Origin of the sequence: Bacillus sp. USDA818B3_A (assembly GCF_009928415.1) — a bacterium.
GTDB lineage: Bacteria > Bacillota > Bacilli > Bacillales > Cytobacillaceae > Neobacillus.
On sequence record NZ_JAABNN010000024.1, the window covers coordinates 18471 to 35236 of the forward strand.

At 38.6% G+C, this 16766-nt stretch carries 14 protein-coding genes, 1 pseudogene and 1 riboswitch; of the genes and pseudogenes, 5 read left to right on the plus strand and 10 right to left on the minus strand.

All coding sequences use genetic code 11. The annotated features are described in order from the left end of the window. Window positions 1-145 precede the first annotated feature (145 nt). The gene (locus GXK58_RS23565) at window positions 146-850 is read right to left on the minus strand and encodes an SAM-dependent methyltransferase (RefSeq protein ID WP_160725620.1); all 705 of its coding nucleotides are present in this window, start codon (window positions 848-850) and stop codon (window positions 146-148) included. A 74-nt stretch (window positions 851-924) separates the two neighbouring features. Then, a pseudogene (locus GXK58_RS27400) lies at window positions 925-1148 on the minus strand (cardiolipin synthase); the annotation flags it as partial. Between the two features lie 247 nt (window positions 1149-1395). On the opposite strand from GXK58_RS27400, the gene GXK58_RS23575 reads away from it, so the two are divergent. Beyond that, window positions 1396-1782, plus strand: a complete 387-nt coding sequence (locus tag GXK58_RS23575) for a hypothetical protein (protein ID WP_442862500.1) — start codon at window positions 1396-1398, stop codon at window positions 1780-1782. Between the two features lie 457 nt (window positions 1783-2239). Here GXK58_RS23575 and GXK58_RS23580 read toward each other — a convergent pair whose 3' ends face one another. The 5 genes from GXK58_RS23580 to GXK58_RS23600 form a co-directional block, all read right to left on the minus strand. Further along, window positions 2240-3007, minus strand: coding sequence for an SDR family oxidoreductase (locus tag GXK58_RS23580; RefSeq protein ID WP_160725622.1), 768 nt, complete (start codon window positions 3005-3007; stop codon window positions 2240-2242). Window positions 3008-3021: 14 nt separating this feature from the next. Further along, window positions 3022-4479 (minus strand): acyl-CoA reductase, encoded by a 1458-nt coding sequence (locus tag GXK58_RS23585; RefSeq protein ID WP_160725623.1) that lies wholly within the window; start codon window positions 4477-4479, stop codon window positions 3022-3024. Next, window positions 4479-5612 (minus strand): LuxE/PaaK family acyltransferase, encoded by a 1134-nt coding sequence (locus GXK58_RS23590; protein ID WP_160725624.1) that lies wholly within the window; start codon window positions 5610-5612, stop codon window positions 4479-4481. Before GXK58_RS23590 ends, GXK58_RS23585 begins: the two co-directional genes overlap by 1 nt. Further along, window positions 5609-6928, minus strand: a complete 1320-nt coding sequence (locus GXK58_RS23595; protein ID WP_160725625.1) for a solute carrier family 23 protein — start codon at window positions 6926-6928, stop codon at window positions 5609-5611. Before GXK58_RS23595 ends, GXK58_RS23590 begins: the two co-directional genes overlap by 4 nt. Before the next feature lie 161 nt (window positions 6929-7089). Then, window positions 7090-7202, minus strand: a riboswitch (TPP riboswitch). A gap of 158 nt (window positions 7203-7360) precedes the next feature. After that, a complete protein-coding gene (locus GXK58_RS23600; RefSeq protein ID WP_160725626.1) occupies window positions 7361-8554 on the minus strand; it encodes a nucleoside transporter C-terminal domain-containing protein in 1194 nt (397 codons plus the stop codon). Window positions 8555-9044: 490 nt separating this feature from the next. Between GXK58_RS23600 and GXK58_RS27790 the strand changes: the two genes are divergently transcribed. Continuing rightward, the gene (locus tag GXK58_RS27790; RefSeq protein WP_442862501.1) at window positions 9045-9281 is read left to right on the plus strand and encodes a hypothetical protein; all 237 of its coding nucleotides are present in this window, start codon (window positions 9045-9047) and stop codon (window positions 9279-9281) included. A gap of 487 nt (window positions 9282-9768) precedes the next feature. Continuing rightward, window positions 9769-11118, plus strand: coding sequence for an MFS transporter (locus GXK58_RS23610; RefSeq protein ID WP_160725628.1), 1350 nt, complete (start codon window positions 9769-9771; stop codon window positions 11116-11118). A gap of 90 nt (window positions 11119-11208) precedes the next feature. On the opposite strand, the gene GXK58_RS27600 is transcribed toward GXK58_RS23610, so the two are convergent. From GXK58_RS27600 to GXK58_RS23620, 3 genes are all read right to left on the minus strand, one after another. After that, the gene (locus tag GXK58_RS27600; RefSeq protein WP_272928180.1) at window positions 11209-11337 is read right to left on the minus strand and encodes a hypothetical protein; all 129 of its coding nucleotides are present in this window, start codon (window positions 11335-11337) and stop codon (window positions 11209-11211) included. A 163-nt stretch (window positions 11338-11500) separates the two neighbouring features. Next, window positions 11501-12142, minus strand: coding sequence for a hypothetical protein (locus GXK58_RS23615; protein ID WP_160725629.1), 642 nt, complete (start codon window positions 12140-12142; stop codon window positions 11501-11503). 303 nt (window positions 12143-12445) lie between these two features. Beyond that, complete coding sequence (locus GXK58_RS23620; protein ID WP_160725630.1) at window positions 12446-14038, minus strand: FMN-binding glutamate synthase family protein; 1593 nt, start codon at window positions 14036-14038, stop codon at window positions 12446-12448. A gap of 284 nt (window positions 14039-14322) precedes the next feature. On the opposite strand from GXK58_RS23620, the gene GXK58_RS23625 reads away from it, so the two are divergent. Further along, window positions 14323-15309: an alpha/beta hydrolase gene (locus tag GXK58_RS23625; RefSeq protein ID WP_160725631.1), complete on the plus strand. Its 987-nt coding sequence runs from the start codon at window positions 14323-14325 to the stop codon at window positions 15307-15309. A 32-nt stretch (window positions 15310-15341) separates the two neighbouring features. Beyond that, window positions 15342-16091: a CPBP family intramembrane glutamic endopeptidase gene (locus tag GXK58_RS23630; protein WP_160725632.1), complete on the plus strand. Its 750-nt coding sequence runs from the start codon at window positions 15342-15344 to the stop codon at window positions 16089-16091. Window positions 16092-16766: the final 675 nt, after the last annotated feature.

The following is a 16766-nucleotide window of genomic DNA, read 5'->3' on the forward strand; positions in this document are numbered from 1 at the left end:
TAAAACAGAAAATATCCTTCATCAACAAACCTGCCCACGTTAAAGGAACAATAAAAGCGATTGCTCCTATTAAACTTTCGCACCCCGTTAGTTCAATAATAGGTGTATAAAAAAGGGCCAACGCCTCCACGTTGCCCTTGCTTTACTAACCTTTTCTTATTTTTAACATCGAGTTAGCATTTGTCTGAAATTCATATGGTACATTCACTTCTTCAACTGTGCAGCCATTGTTATTCAGGTAACTTATAAATTTATCTAAAAACTCATATCTTTTTCCCTCCAAATCAACTAAAGGGAAAATACGAATTTCCTGTTTCGTAACCCTCAATAACTCATTTATCGTTTGGCTGTGAAATTGATAATCTAATCTATCCGCATACATAAATAGAAAATGCGCAGAGAGAAGAATATCAAATTCATCATTCTTAAACGGTAAAGAAGGTAAGGTAACGGGAATATATCTTTCGCTGGATTCCCTCATATCTTTGGCACAATCTTGTAAGGCACTTAAACGATGGCTTCTTAGTCCTTCTATATCTTTGAAATAATCCCATTTATAATTGTTTTGGGCTTTATGCATATGTTCCATCGCGTGTTCAATATCCTGGAGCCCTTTATTTTTTAGGTCTTGACCCGAATGGTAATATGCAATATCGCAAGCTGTTACATCTAAACCTGATTTGTTACCAACAGCAGTAAAGGAACAAGCCCCTGCAGGGCAATCGAGGATTTTCTTTCCTAGTAGTTCTTCCTCGGAAAGTGAGAACATTTTTAAATACTCTTCAAATGTTCTCCCAATAAAAACAATTCGTTCTAATTCTAACTTTGCACTCTGCTCAACTCTACTCAACTAAACTCACCTCTTCTAAAAGATTAAATTCATATTATCATAATGAATTGGTAATGTTAACCTTTTTTGTCTTTCTTGAGTATAAAATAAGGTGTTATTATAATGATGGATTCTTTTGCTTGTTGAAACAGCATTGAATAATCTTGCCCGAGTTTTTCTCCGCTATAATAGCAGTAAATCGATGCGAGGTTGCTCCCTTTTCCTTTGTCGCGCTGTGTATAGGAATCTGTTGCTCTGTGTTTTTCTTCCAGTCTATCACAAATTGATGTTCTAGATCTTGAACACCTTCTCCTCGTATAACATATTATCGTTTCATTCTGTTAGTTTTTGATATCTGGACAAAACTATCCCGTTATCCCTCCATGAAGCGAAAGTTCTCAATAATTGTAGGCTGTTTATTCTACTTACTATCTATATGAATCCTTGCTCCCAATTCATCTCGTAGGTTCCCTAGCAAAATTTAAAAAGATAAACAAAATTAATGTATAATTTGTCCACACCTTTCCTTCACTACGGAATTTAATAGTAGAGAGGGGGTGATGAATATGAGCATGGATGATGTTGTTTCAATAGGGGCAAATTGTGTACTCAGGACGAGAAGAAATGGTTTCTTTCTTTTAGCCGAAATTGAAGTGGAAGCAGGAAATGTTGACATCGAGGAATTCGTGTTTATACGGATATCCGCACGAGAGGCAAGGGTTTTAATAAACGCAGGAGTTATGGAATGTACAGTTTTAAACAACTTTGATGGATTTAATATCAGAGATGTTGAATGTGTATTTATTGTAGATGGAGAGGCATTTGCTGTGTTTGATGTAGAAGTCGGCGGCATGGACGAAGCAGTTCTTGTCAGAATATCACTAGGACAAGCACGTGCTTTAATCAACAGAGGTGCTCGACGATGCACGCTCATTAATAGAAGAATTTTTTAGGAACATTAATACTTTTCACATGTGGGACTATTAATTAAGTAGTCCTTTTTTATTACATTACTCATCTACTAGTTCTTTACCTCTTTTGCAAAATCTCATTTCATTAATAATTAATAATAATGAATAACGATTGCTAGTTGATATTGGTCCACAAAAAAGAAATTTGAGTATAGGTATTCTTGAAAACTCCTTATTTGTTAGCGTTTTTAATCTTGTTCCTAGTTTTTGCAAGTAGTTAAATGTTTCATGAAGGGGGCGATGAAACAAATTAAACATAAAGCCATACTCTAAGCTTAATAAAGTATGGCTTTTACTTTAATGTAAATAAGGATTCCTACTTCAACAAACCTTGTTCTTATAATAGATTGTTTTGAATATCATCTGACATCATATAGTCAAGCGCCCTCTGTTTCGTTAATAATCTTTTTAACAGTATTTGAAATTTACTAAAAATACATTATTTCATTACAAGTCCGCCATCAACATTAATACATTGCCCTGTAATAAATGCAGATAGATCTGAGGCTAAAAATAATACACTTCCTGCAATATCCTCTGGCATAGCTAAACGGCGCATCGGAGTTAAATCGATTAGGGATTCTCTAACATCTTCATGCGTTTCTTTGCTTGAGTCTGTTCCATAGGTTAAACCGGGAGAAACGGCATTTACAGTAATTCCAAAAGAACCAAGCTCTTTGGCAAGGTTTCTTGTATATCCTAGTAAAGCCATTTTGGCAGTCGAGTAATCATGGTAAGGGATAACAGGAAAATCGATTAAATTACTAACAATATTTATTATTCTTCCTGACATTTGTTTTTTCATATAAGGCATGGCTGCTTTACATAAATTATAGGCTCCGTGAACATTCCCTTCCCATTGCAGTTGATAGTCGCTCCAATTTAATTCCCAAGCTGTTTTTCTTGTTTTAGGATTGAAGGTATAATGGCTTAAAGCATTATTTACAACAACATCGATCCCGCCAAGTGAATCCATAATTTGTTCCATCATGTCATTAACCTGGTCTTCATTTGTCACATCAGCCTGTATGGCAACTCCCTGGCCACCTAATTTCTCAATTTCCTTTACCACATGTTCGGCTAGTTGTTCGTTTTTTAAATAATTTACGATAATAAACGAGCCTTCCACAGCGAATTTTTTAGCAATAGCTGCCCCAATTCCTCTGCTGGCTCCTGTAATTAATACCACTTTATCCTTTAAGTTCATTAGCTGCAGCTCCTTTATTCCACATCTGGGTCAAAACGTTCCAGATACTGTTCAACATCCCTCTCAATATCCGTCATCTTTACTAAATCAAGGAGGTTAAATCCCCCATCATGATGCCAGCCGGCTTTTGCCTGATTCATACTCCCAATCGTACAAATCCGATTGACCCCAAATGAACCCAATAAATCAGCCATTTTAAATAACCGGTCAGGGGCCACCGCCAGACCACAGGACTGCAAATACATTCGGAAAGATTTAATGAAAGGTAAAGACTTTTCAAGGGTTTCAACAGAGTAAACATGGACCGACCTGTTTAGCGGTGATCCTTCAAACCCAGCTTCATCGTGATAAACCACTGTATAGGAGGTATTTCCAGCACTAGCATATACAGAAATACCTTCGTTTTCGAACGCCTGCATCTGATAACGATTCCGAAACCTCAGGATGGACATGGCTTCTTCATCGGAAACCTTTCCCCTCGGATGTTTTATGTTGTAACGGTTCAGTTCTGAGGCAAGCATCTGTGCAAATTGCACCGGATTTACAGCTCCCCCTTTTTCCACATACACAGATTGAGGAGTCATACAGCTTTGCTGATTATAAACCGATATATCCTTGGCAAGATTATAGATCGTTTCATAGTAATGATCTGGGGTTAAAGCTTCCCTTCCTACCATCGCAAAACTGATTTTATGGCCATAGGATAAGACCTTTTTACCTACAGGCACTTTTTCTCTAACCTTCTCAACTGTTTCTTGTGAGCCATACACAATCACAGCCTCGGCAGATTGAATCGCTGGTTCCTCAAGCTCCGATGTTCCCCCTTTCCAGGGTAGGATGGCTATCGTATCAGCCAACTTTTCGTCTACCTCGGCTAATGATTGTGCGAATAATACAGGAAAAAGCGGTTCAGACATCGAAGACTTTCCAATAGCTGCAGATTTCACCAGCATCCCCATCACCAGGCTCCAAATTTGCACTCCAGGAACATTCCCTGAAAAAACATGAAATATACTTGTTGGCCCAAAAGCTTTACTCATTCCACCGGACTTTCGAGGTCTGAATTCATCCAACATGGCCGGATTATCGAATTCTTCTTCCAGAAAACGAAGCAATTCTTTTTTGCGGAACATCCTAATATATTGTTTCAGCTCGAGCCGGACCATCTCGGCATCATATCCAGTAATTACTGGGATTACCTTTTCTGCTAATTGGCGTAAAGGATAATCGGGGTGCAACCATTTTTGAACCGCTTGATCTATTTTTTCTACTATTTCATTTATAGATAAAGTAAATAAATAGTTATCTCGATTACTTGAAACTTCCCGAGCTATCCTCTCAATATCCTCTCCATCAAGAATTGGATATTTAAAAACAAATGAAGTTTTTTCGCAGTCTATTCTTTGTTCCCCTTCTTTTCGTATTTCAATAGATTTAGGAACCCAATAGATCCGCAATTCTACGTTCTCCACTAGTGATTTGCACCACCTAAATTTGACTGTAAAAGTTGATCTACAGCAATCGAACAACCCCTCGCCTCAGACCCTTTTACCCTGCCTAGTAAGACAAAGCCAAACTCTGTTTTATATCCAATATCCTCTGTTAAGATTCCTAGACAAGAATTCCAATTAGCCAAGTCATAGTGGGCAAGAACACCGACTTCCCCCTCTGGTACGGGCTCTAAAGTGTCCGTATTCAGAACTCTGGTTTGAACCCATAACGGTCCTTTCTTATCATGAATAACTTTATTTTCCAAAAAAGCACTTCTAATAGTCTGATCGTATATTTGCGAACTCAATTCTGTCATTCCATACATATTGATAATTCCATTACGTTCAACCTGGAAAATTTCGCGGAACATATTGTATAAATTTTCTTGTTCCACTTCTCGAGATTTTCCTTTAAAGCCCCCCGTATCAAAAATACGGCTGCCTTTTGGAAGGGAAACTTTAATTCCTTTTTCTTTTAAATAATCGAGAACATGCACATAAGAAAAAGTCGCCCCCATTAACATCAATGGTTCCCCGCTATTCTCTGACTCTTTCAGGGCTTCGGCAAACTCATCCAATCTCAATCCTTCTTGTCCAAAGAAAAATCGGCTTTCTTTCGTTCCGAAAAAGGAGACGGCATTGGACAAATACCTGGAAAGCGAAGAGTTTTGATTCATATCCTCGGCAGGTGATAAAACGAAAATTTTTATCCGTTCTAAATCTGGCAGCACATATTGTTTAAAGGGCTCTTTCATGGATGTATCCCAAACCGAAAAAGTTGGATGATAGTTTTTCCCCTTCAACTCAGGGTTTGTTGTCCCACTTGTCATAAAAACATTTGCTTCTTCAACAGGTTCACAGGACAGGGTTAAATACTTAAATCCCTGAATGGGCATAGGAGGAATTTGTTCCCAATGCTTAACGGTCAATGGTGTCTTTTTGCTGGTCTGACAAAACTTCTTAAAAGGCAGATTATGTTGAAATTGATAGCGAAAAAGCTGAAGCGCAATAGTATTAAAATCCTGCTCATATTCATTTTCACTGGTCATTGGCTGTTTGTAAGTTTCTATGAACTTAAGGATTTGATTTGTGATTTCTTTTGATGTCTCTCTCATATAGACTCTCCTCTTCTTATCCAGTTTGGAATATTAATAAATAATAGTTGTAGGAAAACAGATGTGAACGCACCAATTAAAATGCTATTCGTAAGAAATGTCCCAAGGGCTCCTTTGGCATTATCAAAATAAGATGGCATGGATACAGATAAAAGTATGGATAGGCCGATAATCATATAATTTTTCTCTGAACTTTTTACGTTTTTTAGAATAGAAATTCCGGTATAGATTAAAGAGGCCGCTGCAGGCAAAAAGATCCCACCGACTACGGCGTCCGGTGTTAAAGCAAGCAAGGATCCAGCCTTTGGAATTAAACCAAGTACTAAAAAAATGATTCCTGCCACCATAACCGGATACCTAGAGCCTACCCCCGTTAAACGAAGCAATCCTACATTCTGAGCATAGGCAGTAGTCGGGAACCCTCCGATTAATGAAGAAATAAATGAACCCGCTGCTTCACCTGCAAACCCGTTTCGAATACGCTTTGAATCTAATTCAGTATTTAACATGGCTGCTGAAGCCTGGTAGACACCCATAGCCTCAATTACCGCTACGATATAAGCAATAAAGAATGTCAGGAAAGTGCTCCAGTCAAAGCTTAGCCCACCATACGGAAGGAAGTCCGGCAGTCCAAGCCAATCTTTTTTGGAAATCATTGAGAAATTGGTTTTTCCAATCATAAAGGCTAGAATATCCCCTATTATCAAAGCAATTAAAAATGAGAAAGACTTCCACATTCCTTTGCCAAAGAGGGATAATAACAAAACGATAGCTGCCGTTGAGATAGAAAGTAAGAGGGTATCCGGACTAACAAATGTTTTGTCCCCCGGTGAACCACCCAAAAACTCATATAAAGTAAATTGAGATAAAGATATTCCTACAAGGAAGATTACTGTCCCTGAAACAACAGGAGTAAAGATCGCTTTTAACCGCCCAATAACCCCAGTAATGGACAATAGAAATACAATGATGGCACTGACAAAAATACCACCGCTTGCCGATGCTAGATTATTCGCTTTCCCTGCGGAAATCATAAGAGCATCGAAAGCTGCTGATGGCCCCTGAATAATAGGGAGTTTTACTAACTTGGTAGCTTGAATTAACGTAACCATTCCCGCCGTTATAAAAATGGAATTAACAATATTAGCAGATTGGGAGAGCGGCAGCCCAATCATGGCAGCAACAAAAATAGGATCCAACCATACATTTGAAACAAAAACGTGCTGGAGCCCGTATAAAAAGGTTTTTAGACGGGAAAGCCTTTCATCGATGCCAATTGTTCCTTGATTTTCTTGATAGATATCTTTCTCGTTCATAATAAACTCCTTAAATTTTAAATTTTCTATTAAGCCGAACCTATCTAATAGTACTTAGGAAACAGGAAATCGAATTTGTTCAAATAATAAAAACCCCTCCATTTTAATTAGCACTGGAGGGGCCTGAGAATATCTTAAAAGCGGAACAATTAAAATCCGTAATTATGATATAAACACTTCCCTACGCTGGTATTAGCCAGATCAGGTAGTAAGGGTTAAGACCATGAGGGTCTAATCTCAGCCGGAACTTTGTCCGGCTCCCCTAGTGCTATAAATTTAAATAGTTTTAATTTTCAATAGATATAATGATAACCCTAAAAAAAAAATAGTAAATAAAACTTTTTTACTATTTTTTGCTCTCCGCTATGATTGCCCATTTTTTTTTAGATGCTTGACCATAATAGTAAAAAAGACCTATCCATAGGATAAGCCTTACCATGTGAATAAACCAACGAACATTGCACTCAACAATGAAACGGCAATTCCGCTCACTAACAACTTCCAGACATTTTTTCCAATAATACGGGATTTTTCCTCACCCATTATGGAACTAATTGCTCCATAAATCATTCCCACAGTACTGAAGTTAGCAAATGAGGTTAAAAATGTCGTCGCTACCGCAACCGTGTGTGGAGGAAGGGAATGAATGTGCTTTTTAAGATCCATCATAGCAACAAATTCATTCGTAGAAAGCTTAATACCCATAAGTTGAGCCACATACATAGCATCATGTCCAGATAATCCAAGTAAATAAGCAAAAGGGCTAAAAATAATGGAAAAAATCTTCTGAACAGTGAGTCCATGAATAAAGAATCCTAAGATTCCATTGGCACAGGCAGTTAATGCCACATATCCAACTACCATAGCCAAAATAACGATAACCATACGGATACCGACAAGCATACTGTTCGAAATGGTAGAGAAAAAATCTTTCTTTTCTGCTTTAGTAGGAATATATACAATGTCTTCCTCTTTAGGAACTTCTAGAGGATTTAAGACGCTTGCCAGAAGCAAGGCATTTAAGCAGTTTAAAGGAATAGCAGCAAAAACATATTTCCCTGGCACCATACTGAGATATGCCCCAATGATGGATCCGCTAATACTACTCATACTCATAATTCCAAAGGTAAGCAGACGGTTTTCCTTCAACACTGAAAGCTGCTGGCGAATAACAGCTAATGCCTCTGTGTTTCCCAGGAACATCATCTGTAGTGAGAAGAAACTTTCCAATTTAGGAAGCCCTGAAACCTTAGAGATTACCCAACCAACTTTATCAATGATCCATGTTAAAATGCCAAAATAACTAAGGATATCAAAGAAGGTAATGATAAAGATGATCGGCATTAAAGCACTAAAGAAAAAGTCCACTGAAGGGTTCGCCATTGCGGACGGGAAAGCAAAGGAAATTCCCTGATTGGCACAATCTATGAGAAAGGTAAAGAAAGATGCAATCTTATTAATCACCCATATCCCAATTCTTGTCCCAAGCATAAACCACGTAATTAGCAATTCCACGATAACTAAGCTAAGGACTGCACGCCACTTTACCATTCTCCTGTTAGGGGAACAAAGGTAAACCAGCCCAAAAACAATCAAAATCCCTAATATATTTAATAAAAAGAACATGCCAACAACTCCCAGTATAGGAATCCCTGTATTACAATGCTCCCATTTCCAGCCTCAGTACTGCTGAAGTATGAAAAAAGAGCCTTACGGAGATCCAATTTACATAATACGGACATAACTAACCGTATCTTAAGAAATAGTCTGCATATTCATCCCAAATTTATTCACACTTACTTCCCTGTAGTCCGCCATTTATGCCTGGAGGGTAGAAACTATCACAACAATTCTACTGGTGACTGTATCTATTAAATAATCCTTCATCTTTAAGGGTTATCCATAATATTTCACAATTAGAAATAGGCACCTAAATCAGTAACAGTGACCTAATTTGAATCATACCTTGTTGAAGAGAGTACCCGAGATATTAGTGGTTTTTCTAACGGAACTAAAAATGATCTTAATGAATCTCTCGGTTTATGGTCTGTTTTAAGATATTTATAAAGGGGAGGTTACTATGCAAAATTTTCAAAATGAATTACAAATGTTAGGCATGGATCATTACCAAGTTGGTGGGCTGAACACAATTGACCCTTATGGGCAACAACTTCTACAAGATCCTCGCCAATTCGGACACCACTGTGGTGGATTCCATTGCGGTGGATTCCATTGCGGTGGATTCCGATGCGGTGGATTCCATTGTGGCGGATTCCGATGTGGTGGATTCCATTGTGGTGGATTCAGTTGTGGAGGATTCAGATGTAGCGGTTTCATTGGTATCGGATTTTAGATAAATAGTATTAACAGGGTTAGAGTTGAAGATCCATCTGTAAGCAAGGTGGATTTTTTCTTGTTGAGCTAAAGGGGTTTTGATGATTACTTCTTTCCCACCTTTAACCCGATTAGAGTTATCATGAATAACCTCCGTGGAGTGTGGAAAGTATTCCACTCTACAATAATAGCTCCCAATCAATAAACCCAAAATGGCTTCTAATGAATCTTTAAATGGCATTTAATATGTTTTTCCTCTTTCATTTTATTATCAAAAATAAAACAAAGATAGCCTACCGAGAAAAGTACAATTAATTAGCTCAAGAATTAAACTACCACAGTATCTGTACAATCACGCTCACTTTCCTTCTGCTTTATTACATGATCTTTTTTGTCTCTTATACAATAACCCAGTTCCTATCAGTACCTTTTTCTGCCAATATGTTTTATTATTGGAAGCAAGAGAACCGTCCCCTTGCTTCTAAAAATCACCGGAGGAAAAACTTATGTCTAAACCAACCAAAAACCGCTTTCTATTTATTACTGCCGTTGCTTTGGGAACGTTGCTGAACCCCTTGAATTCTTCCATGATTGCCGTTGCGCTTTCCCGGATCCAAAATGAATTTTCCCTATCATTTGCGGATGCCTCGTGGCTAATCTCCACTTATTATCTTGCCAGTGGTATCGGTCAGCCGGTCATGGGTAAGCTTGGCGATGCATTTGGTCTTAAGAAGATGTATTTAATCGGACTGATTATGATTGCAGCAGCATGCTTTGCCGCTCCCTTTTCTCCGAGCTTTGGCTGGCTGATTGCCATCAGGATCATCCAGGCTATCGGAAGTTCCGCGCTTTTCCCGGCAGGAATGGGAATCATCCGTAAATCAATCACGAAAAATCAAGCACAGGCGCTGGGTGTCCTTTCGATTTTTACATCCGTATCCGCCGCATTTGGTCCCTCTATCGGCGGATTTCTCACACATTACTGGGATTGGCAAGCGATCTTTTTGGTAAACTTCCCATTCATTTTGGCTGCCTTTTTCCTGGGGCTATTTATTCTTCCAAAGGATAGTAGAGATCGAAGCAAGAAAGTCTTCATTGATTATATTGGAATCCTTTTGTTTGCTTTGTCTATTTTAAGCTTACTATTGTTTTTACTGTCATGGGAAAGTGGAGTGAACTGGATTGAACTTTTGGTAAGCCTGGTCTTTATCTTCGTTTTTTATACATACGAAAGAAAACAATCGCATCCATTTATCGAAGTATTAAAGCTTAAAAACAACCTGAATCTGAGTTTTGTGTATATACAGTTTATCCTGGTGAATGTGATTTTCTACTCCATTTTCTTTGGGGTGCCGCTCTATCTGCAAAATGTTCGCCATTTCGATTCCAAGACTACAGGTCTTATCATGCTTTCCATTGCTGGCTTTGGTGTTATCGTGTCGCCACTTGCTGGTCGATGGATTGACAAGCGTGGTTCAAAACCTGCTTTAATCACCGGGACCTCCTGCATGATTGCAGGTTCTTTACTTCTACTTACCATCCAAGGTTCATCGACGGCGGCATGGATATTCTTTTGTTTATCTGTCCTTGGATTAAGTAACGGGTTTAACAATCTTGGTTTGCAGACGGCGCTATACACGTTCGTACCCCCTGCCGAAACCGGCACTGCTTCAGGTCTTTTTATGACATCACGCTACATAGGGACGATTTTTTCTTCTAGTTTACTGGGCATTTTATTCGGGAAGCATTTTTCAACAAGTCATTTTCATGTAATGGCCTTCATCTGTGTGATTATCGGAATCTTGATTATGCTGTTGACGATACGGATGCCGCAGATGCAGAAACAGCGTCAATAACAAAAGGGACACACTCGTGTCCCTTTTGTATAATTGATATCATAGTGGCAATGGATATGATGAATAGGATTATTCTTCAGATCGACTTTATTATCCATTCACTTTTTGTTCAATAATAGTAACCAATTCTTCAATAATATCGTTTAAGGACATCTTACTTGTATCTTTTTCTAGAATTAAAGATGTTTTATTAATCAACATTTCTTCTTGTTCATTCACAACAATAACCTCCAATATACTATTCTACCTTTCTTAACCTGACCCTTTTAAACTTTTAAATGTACCAAAAAAGCAGCGTTCCAGTGAAGGTAAAGCTGCTTTTTTCTGCAATAAGAATATTCCTTAACAAGAAGAACTCATCTACTTTAAATTTGTAGATTATTTATTTTTGAGGAAAAAATAAACGCAAGCTATCTTCTAATTGGTGTGCAAAATTTTGATGAATATTTCTAGTTTGTTTTAAATAGTTGTCTGTGATAGCTTCCCAAGCGTTCCATGCTTCATTTGTAGATTCAATGAATGACTCACTATTTTGTTCAACAAGCTTCTCTGATTTTTCAATTAAGTCAAAAGCAGTGTTAATTGGAGTTAAATAAAGCCCCTCTAATTTATTAGCTACTTCACTTACTTGACCATTAAAAGATTCAGTCACTTCCTGAAAAGATTCATTTGTTTTAACAATAGAGTTTTGGAATAAGCTTTTCCGCCAATCGCTATTAATTTTTGTTGCATCCTCAAAAAGACCCATTAAAGTTTTTCGGTATGCTCCATTGAACTTTGTTGTTTCCTTTATAGCATTTAAGAAAAGTTCTTGGCCTTGTGCTCTAACTTCTCTATTCTGAGATACTGCGCCTTCAAATTGATCCCAAAATGTTTCAATAAATGACTCTGAAGCATAGCTTGTTTCTTCTTGCTGCTCCACTTCTTGAAACTCAACTTTTGGCCCTTCTACTATTGTAACCTCTACTTTTTTAGCTTCCTCTTTTTGAACTTCTTTTTTTGGTTCCATTACCTTTTGTGCCATCTTCATTCCTCCTCATGTGCTTTGTTAAATTTCTCTATTTTTTCCTCCTATGGAACGGAGGTATGTAGAGTTCAATACTCTTGGTTATGACTTTATTTCACGGAATTACTATATATGTATTTTACACATATGGGTTAGGACTAGTCAATTAGACAAGCCAAATAAAATGAGAAAATTTTTATTATTTTAATAAATCCATAAAAAATGGTGGCCCTGAGTGACTTCAAAACCACCTAGCTTATTGTGGTATTGCCACATTATAATGATACGTCATTCGCTTTTTTCCCTTTCATTTCTATTAAACTATAAAGATCTCTTAAAAAATTCATCCGAAGAATCAGGAATTGGAAACAATTCAGATAACCGTTTTATTTTCCCATCGACATCTTTAAATACAATATGATCACGAGTGAATTTACGGGGGCTATCCATGGCACAAGCTGCAGCTAAGGCAAACAAACCTTGACGTACATTAATGATATAGTTCATGACACGCCATTTCTTCTCCTCTGGCACAAGTGCTTCTTGATATTTTGGATCGGTGGTGGTTATCCCGGTAGGGCATTTTCCAGAATGGCATTGAAGAGCCATAATACAGCCGTTAGCAATCATAAATCCTCGCGCAGAGTTCACGGCATCTGCACCGATGGCAAGGGCAATCGCAATTTTATCGGCTGAAATTAATTTTCCTGAAGCAAAGATTTTCAGCTTATTTCGTACCCTAAACTGATAGGCCTTATCAACAACCGCAATTAAAGCAGGATATAAAGGAAGCCCCATGCTATCTGCCATTGATTTGTAAGTGGCGCCGGTACCCCCTTCTCCGCCATCAACGGTAATAAAGTCCGGATAAATCCTAAGGTTATTCATGGCCTCGAAAAATTCATCCAAGCTGGATGGATTTCCTACGAACATTTTGATTCCAACAGGTTTCCCGCCTTCCTCTTGCAGCCTTTTGATAAATTGCAACGTTTCAACTGCATTATGCAAGAATGGAAAACGATTTGGTGAATTAATGGTCTTCCCCACTGGAACCCTGCGAATGTTTGCTACTTTCGTTGTTACCTTCGACCCTTCCAAATGTCCACCACGGATTTTTGCTCCTTGGCCGAATTTAAGTTCAAACGCTTTTATATTCGTTTCTTTAGCTTTCGACTTAAATTCACTCATTGAAAAATTCCCCTCAGTATCGCGATAGCCAAATAAACCAGGGCCAATTTGAGCTACCACATCTGCACCACTTTCTAAATGTTCTGGTGCAACTCCTCCCTCTCCCGAATTAATCCATGAACCTCCTGCCATACAGCTGCCATGACCTGTTGAAAGGATATAGTTTTCGCCAACTGCTCCGTATGAAGTGGCAGAGGCTCCGAATGGACCGCGAAGTCTCCATGGAAATTTCCGCTCACCCCCAACGATTATCGTGTCTTCCTCATGGTAAAGCCAACGTGTTGTTTGATCCTGTTCCAATTGTTCGTGCCGCGTAAACAAACCTTCATGATCAATTTTATATTTCATGGAGTGGACTTTTTCTTGATTGTCTACCCTTAACTCTTCATTTAACAGAGGGAATAAACCATTCGCAATATAAAACCCTGGTCTTTCAAAGTCACGTTTGGAACCAAAGCTTATAAGATCACTTCGATATTTGGCAGAAAAAACAATCCCTAAGAAGTCTGTTCGTGAAAATGGTTTGCCGCTATTGTCATCATCAAACCAATATTGTCTGAATTCCGGGCCAATCTTTTCTAATAAGTAGCGCATCCATCCCAAATATGGATGTGCTCTGATCACCGAATGCTGCGGCTTTTTAGCTAAAATATTTAACCACAGTAACAAGGCAGCAGGACCTACAATAAATACAATCAAAAGAAAGATAAAAATAGTCCATACCATCAAACAATCCCCCTTTTCTACCTAATATGGAGACAAGATTTGCAGAACTAATGCTGGGCGGTAATTTTATTCATTACTAATACGTTATTAAAACCATTCATTTATGTTGCCTGAATTATTTGCTAAGCTCTCCTAATTAGCAAGTTTTTCAAAAAAACAGTTTACAATTCCCGCCAAATACATTATTATCATTATTAAGAATGATAATAATCAAAACAATTGATGTTTACAATGAACGAATAAGCGAATTTAACCTTCCATCCGGAAAGGGGAGCGGATTGATTATGGTATATCCTATTAGAGAAGAGAATGCTGTCATTCAAAGTGAGGTAAAACTTTCAGGTACGCTGACTGTACCGATTGGAACAGAAGACATTTTTCCTGCTGTCCTGATTATCCCCGGAAGTGGCGGCAGTGACCGCGATGGCAACAGCCCAAAATTTAAGATGGGGATCTATAAAGACTTGGCTGAATTCCTAACAGGCCTCGGTTTTGTTACACTGCGCTATGACAAACGCGGCACCCATCAGAGTGAGGGTGACGCCTATACCCGGGGATTTCGGGATTTGGCAGACGATGCAACTGCAGCCCTTCGCTATCTGAAACGACATCCAAAGGTAGATGAAAACAAAACCATAATCCTTGGCCACAGTGAGGGTGCACAGCTTTCACCGGCGGTTTATGTCAAAGAACCAGCTGCAGGTGTAATCCTTTTATGTGGTGGGGCTATGCCCATGCAGGAAATTACAAACTGGCAGCGCCAGCAAGCGTATGATTCCTTAAATCAACTAGGTGGATTTAAGGGATGGCTGATTAGAACCTTACATGCGACAGAAAAAGCAAAAAAGACAAATGCTAAATTCGATGAAAAACTATTGAACAGCACTAAGGAGATTATGAGAGTAGCCGGAAGGAAATTCCCCGCTAAATGGCTGCGAGAATTTTATCAATATGATGTGTGTGCAGACCTCCGACAAATCACATGCCCTGTTCTCACTATAGCTGGTGACAAGGATTGGCAGGTGCCCCTTGCTGCCTCTGAACAAGTCATACCTGCGGTGTCTGGTGAAGCAGAACTTCATGTGATCAAGGATATGACTCATATTTTAAAATGCTGGCCCGGCATCATGGACGCCGCTAATACGTTGAAAATCTATAAACAGTTGTTTGAAGAACCTCTTGCAAAGGAATTTTTGAACTGTTTGTCATCATGGCTTGGAGACCATTTTATGACAAAAAATATTGACAGCAAGCAGATCGTTGGTAAATAGAGAGAATAAAAGATATCGAGAGGGAGATCATTATGAGGCACCTAAAATTGGCTGGATTCTTAACAATCCTATGTTTAGTTGGGATGTTAGCCGCTATTCCCTATTTAACTGCGGTTCTCGGAGGTACACTAGCTGCAGTTAAAATCCCTTTACCTGTTGGCATTGCAGTTACCATCATCCAACAATTAATCATGGCTTTTATCTTGGGCTGGCTTGGACTTATTATGGGGGAAAAACTTGGATTGGATGCTTCCATCTTTCGGCGCTGGATGACAGGCACCGGAAATGCTCGATTTCAGAAAAAAGATGTTTGGCAGGCTCTTGCAGCAGGAGTTGTTGGGATTTTGGCGGTTATTGTACTAGAGACGTTTGTCTTCCTACCCCTTCTACCCCAATTAGCCAGCAAAGCTCAACCTGTATCCCATTTGGCAGGAATCCTCACCTTCTTACAGGGAGGGGTATTTGAGGAAGTACTTGTCCGTTTATTCTTTATGACGCTTATTGTTTGGATTTTGTATAAATTGTTCGGAAAAACTTCAGGAAGGAAAAAGTGGATGTACTGGACGGGAATTATTGCGGCTGCTATCCTATTTGGAGTTTCCCATCTTCCAGCAGCTCAGCAGATTTTTGGAGTGATTACACCCATCCTCTTTATCCGCACCCTCGTCTCCAATGGACTCGTTGGAATTATTTTTGGCTACCTTTATTGGAAAAAGGGATTAGAGTACGCAATGATTGCGCACGCGATTGGTGATATTGTTTTGCACGGTTTTTTGGGATAGTCGGCTTTCCATGATATTTATTCTAAGGAACAAAGAGATTGTTAATTCTCCTTATATTTACGTTGCAACTTTATTAGGCATATACGGACAATCCTTTGCCTATTATCTGGATGAACAAATATTTAATACAAATCATGCGGTAATCTTTTACTTAACAATTACTACTGTTATAAGTATTCTAATATACTTAATTATCCCTTTATTCTCATATTGGATGATAAAGGAAAGAAACTTGGGTAAAAATTATAAGCTTTTATACATAACAGGTTTTGGATGTATAGGTTTTTTCATTTCTGTTTGGTCAATACTTATTTGTGCGATGTGGTGGGGTTAAATCACCTAATTGGTATGTTTGCTCAAGGTTTTTTTGCAAACTCACATATTCTATTAGCCTTAATATTAGCACTTGTGCTAGGAACTATAGACCAACTATTTGTTAAATCAAAATTGAAACCGAGAGGTAAAGCAACAGATTTATAAAAGCCTGTTCAAATGATTTTTTTGGGGAGGTTGAGGAACTCCCCCTCTCATCTGTCGAACCAACAATTCGCTTCCTCATTCGGGGGTTGAGCACCTCTCTCATCTGTCGAAGCAACGACTTGTTTCCACCTTCGGGGGTTGAGCACCTCTCTCATCTGTCGAAGAAGCGACTTGCTTCCACCTTCGGGGGTTGAG